This window comes from Methanosphaera sp. (genome assembly GCF_016282985.1).
Classification (GTDB): domain Archaea; phylum Methanobacteriota; class Methanobacteria; order Methanobacteriales; family Methanobacteriaceae; genus Methanosphaera.
Map to the genome: position 1 here is coordinate 1 of NZ_JAEELZ010000065.1, position 3,421 is coordinate 3,421.

Annotated in this window: 4 protein-coding genes; 2 read left to right on the forward strand and 2 right to left on the reverse strand. The window is 29.5% G+C overall.

The features are described 5' to 3' along the window. Positions 1-249: 249 nt before the first annotated feature. Both QZZ11_RS03940 and QZZ11_RS03945 read right to left on the reverse strand, forming a co-directional pair. Positions 250-516, reverse strand: coding sequence for an AbrB/MazE/SpoVT family DNA-binding domain-containing protein (locus QZZ11_RS03940; protein ID WP_292473798.1), 267 nt, complete (start codon positions 514-516; stop codon positions 250-252). Between the two features lie 21 nt (positions 517-537). Continuing rightward, on the reverse strand, positions 538-936 hold the full coding sequence (locus tag QZZ11_RS03945) for a DUF488 family protein (protein ID WP_292473800.1): 399 nt from the start codon (positions 934-936) through the stop codon (positions 538-540). Positions 937-1,265: 329 nt separating this feature from the next. Here QZZ11_RS03945 and QZZ11_RS03950 point away from each other — a divergent pair, with 329 nt between their 5' ends. Then, positions 1,266-1,481, forward strand: coding sequence for a hypothetical protein (locus QZZ11_RS03950; RefSeq protein ID WP_292473801.1), 216 nt, complete (start codon positions 1,266-1,268; stop codon positions 1,479-1,481). Positions 1,482-1,568: 87 nt separating this feature from the next. Beyond that, a complete protein-coding gene (locus QZZ11_RS03955) occupies positions 1,569-2,192 on the forward strand; it encodes a hypothetical protein (RefSeq protein ID WP_292473803.1) in 624 nt (207 codons plus the stop codon). Positions 2,193-3,421 lie beyond the last annotated feature (1,229 nt).

Consider the following 3,421-nt stretch of genomic DNA (forward strand, 5'->3'; position numbering starts at 1 on the left):
CCCCCCCCCCCCCCCCCCCCCCCCCCCCCCGAAAATAAAAAAAAATTTTTTTTCTGCAGGTGCGCGCATAGGGGGGGTACCTTTTCAGGAATAAAAAAAAATATTTATTATTATATATATATATGTGACCCGTCAAAATCCTAAACGATTTTTTGATTCGACATAACGAAAAATTGCAGGAAAATTATGCTTTCCTGCAATTTCATTTTATTTATCTTTTTTTTTGCTATAACGATTTTGAATTCCTCGTTATCCTCCTTGCAATTTTGCAATGATTTCATCAGGAATTTTTACACCCAATTCATCAAGCATATCAGCGACAATCTCATATTTACGTAAAGGATTTCCTCCCACTTTAGTGCAACAAATATAATCTTGTCCATCTTCTCTCAAGGTATAAAATTCCAATTCATCATTAGGTTCAAGCCGCAGTCTATTACGTAATCCCTTTGGAATACTAACACGACCTAAAGAATCAATTTTACGAGTGGTATTCTCATTAATTAATTCCATCATTTTAATATAATCTCCTTAAATTTATAATTCATTTATTTCTATATCTGGACTTAACCATTTACTTAAAATATTGCGATGACAAAAATCTCCTTTTTTCTCATAACAACATAATATTACATCATTTTTTTTTACTAATTCATTCAATACTGCTTTTATACGTTCGCGCAAATTACTATCCTTATTTAATTGCATAATATATCTTTGCTCAAAAATATATTCATCAATATTACCATTTTTGTAATCACGTAATAATCCTTCGCTAGGAGCGCAAGACCGCAACTCTAATCCGTTCCAACCCTTGGGCGCGAATCTAGTAATACTTACGATTATACTTCCTTCTGGAAAATTATGCCAATTTGCAAAATAACTAGTATAAATATTAGTCGATCGACGAACGATCGACGAACGATTGTCGTTCATATGTTTGCTCCTGGTATTTATTTAAAAATATTTTCTCAATTTCTATATATATTATATTATTTTTTTTGTAAAATGTCAATTTTGATTAATTAAAAATTTGCGTTTTATTTTTTTTTTTGGTAGAATATATTCATGTGGTTAAAGAACACATTATATTATTTTAGTAAGTTTCTTTTCATTAAGGATCGGAGGTTGATAGTTTGATAAAATTAGACTATTCACTTGAGAATCCAGAAGATAGAAATAAATTAGTATAGTAGATTCTAGATGAAAACCCTACACCTAATGAGAAGTATCTAGAAGTATTAGCCGATTATTTAATTCTATGTATGGAAAAACAAGAAAGAAAAGAAAAGAAAATTTTAACTGATAATCGTATGACAACAGTTAATAAACGAGAAACTTCTTTTGAAGGTCTTGTTTCCCAATTTGAAAATGGCGAAGATGGAATTTATAATTTAATTGCTAATGATAAAAATGTAATATTTCAACCAAAAATTTCAATAACAAAAAAAGATTTAGAAGAAATAACAGAATTAAGATAGTTAAAAGAAGCAATTTCAATCTGGGAAAATAAATTAAAAACAACATCTGGAAAAGATAGTTTTGTTATTAAGAAAACTTTAATTGAATTGCGCAAGGATCAATATATTATAAAAAATGCTTATCGTAAACCAATAGTGCCAATTAAATTAATTCATAGTAAACATATTGTTAAATTAGATGGTACTATTTCAATAGATAAAAATACTGGTGAAATTAGTTATTCAGGTTTTACTTTTTTAAATCCAAAAGTATGCGAACAAGTATTATGTAATTATTCTCGTTTAAAAGAAGATAGCTGGGGTAATTTTGAAAATGATACTTGGTATATGATTAATGATTTTGAAAATCTTGTTGATAAAGCTTTAAAAAAATATCCACTTTATATGCGCATTGTAGAATATAAAATTGATGGAATGCCCAATAATGATATTCAAATGGCGCTTCAACAAGAATTTGGAATTAAACATAGTATTGAATATATTTCTAGTTTATGGCGTAATAAAATACCAAAATTAATTGCCGAAACTGCTGAAGATGATTGGCTTACTTATCATTATACTTTTGAAGAAAAAGGCACTTTTAAAAGATGCAGTCGTTGCGGTAAAATTAAACTTGCGCACAATAAATATTTTTCTAAAAACAAAACTAGTAAAGATAATTTTTACAGTATATGCAAACAATGCCGAAATGCGAAATCCAAAAAAAATTAGATGCTGATTGAACAAGGATTGCTCGAAAAATGAAAAAGATGTCTTTGGGCAAAAGTCGTTAATTTATCTTAAATGAATATTTTTTATTTTATAATTGGGCAATTTTTAAAATTTATTAAAAGCCTTTTATAATAAGGTATAAAAGGAGTGATGATATGGCGAAAACAAGTGAACAATGTTATTGTTCAAAATGTAATCGTACTATGAGTTCTACTGAATTTTATTAGTCTAATAATATAGACAAATATCCTACTAAATTTTTAAATTAGTGCAAAAAATGTATTACAATGCATGTAGATAATTGGAATCCTGACACTTATTTATGGATTCTTTAGGAATGTGATGTTCCTTATATTCCAGAAGAATGGTTTAAATTATTATAGTCATATGGACAAGATAAAAGTAAAGTTACTGGTATGACTATTTTGGGACGTTATCTTTCTAAAATGAAGTTGCGCTAGTTTAAAGAATATCGCTGGAAGGATAGTGCCTATCTTTAGGAAATGGCTAATTATCGGATGGAAGAAGCTATGAAGCGTTAGGGTTTTGACGCTCAAGCAATTAATACAGCAGTACAACGTGCTTCAGTAGAAATACCATAGGAAGAATTAGAAATTCCTCAAGAAGTATTACAACCTTTAACGTTACAAGAGCGTGCAACTTATCGTACTAATGATGCGCCACCTCCTCCTGTTGATTAGTTTATTAGTTATTTAGATCAAAGAGCGAATGGTGGACCTCAAGAAGAAGAAGATAGTTTAGTTGCACAATTAACAGAAGAAGATAAAACTATGCTTCGAGTTAAATGGGGTAAAACATATAAACCAGATGAATGGATTTAGTTAGAAAAATTATATAATGAAATGATGGAATCTTATGATATTTAGTCAGCAGGGCATATTGATACATTAAAAATGATTTGTAAAACTAGTTTAAAATCTAACTAGTTGCTCGATATAGGAGATGTTGATGGAGCATAGAAAATGATTAAAATGTATGATATGCTCATGAAATCAGGAAAGTTCAATTTTAGGACTATGAAAAACTTTTCCAGCTTATCACTGGGGTTAACTTTTTAAAAGTTAGCTAACGGGGAAACCTACGTCTATAAAAGATATGGTAATCCCGTGGGAAATATGATTGAATATAATGAAAAATCATAAACCTGTATCGACTATCCTCTATGCCTTATGGGCGGAGGAGTAGGGACACTATTGATACGTGTTTCG

Bases quoted from the DNA above. Each gene is read 5' to 3' on its own strand.
- QZZ11_RS03940 (WP_292473798.1), bottom strand. From the start codon at position 516: ATGATGGAATTAATTAATGAGAATACCACTCGTAAAATTGATTCTTTA.
- QZZ11_RS03945 (WP_292473800.1), bottom strand. From the start codon at position 936: ATGAACGACAATCGTTCGTCGATCGTTCGTCGATCGACTAATATTTAT.
- QZZ11_RS03950 (WP_292473801.1), top strand. From the start codon at position 1,266: ATGGAAAAACAAGAAAGAAAAGAAAAGAAAATTTTAACTGATAATCGT.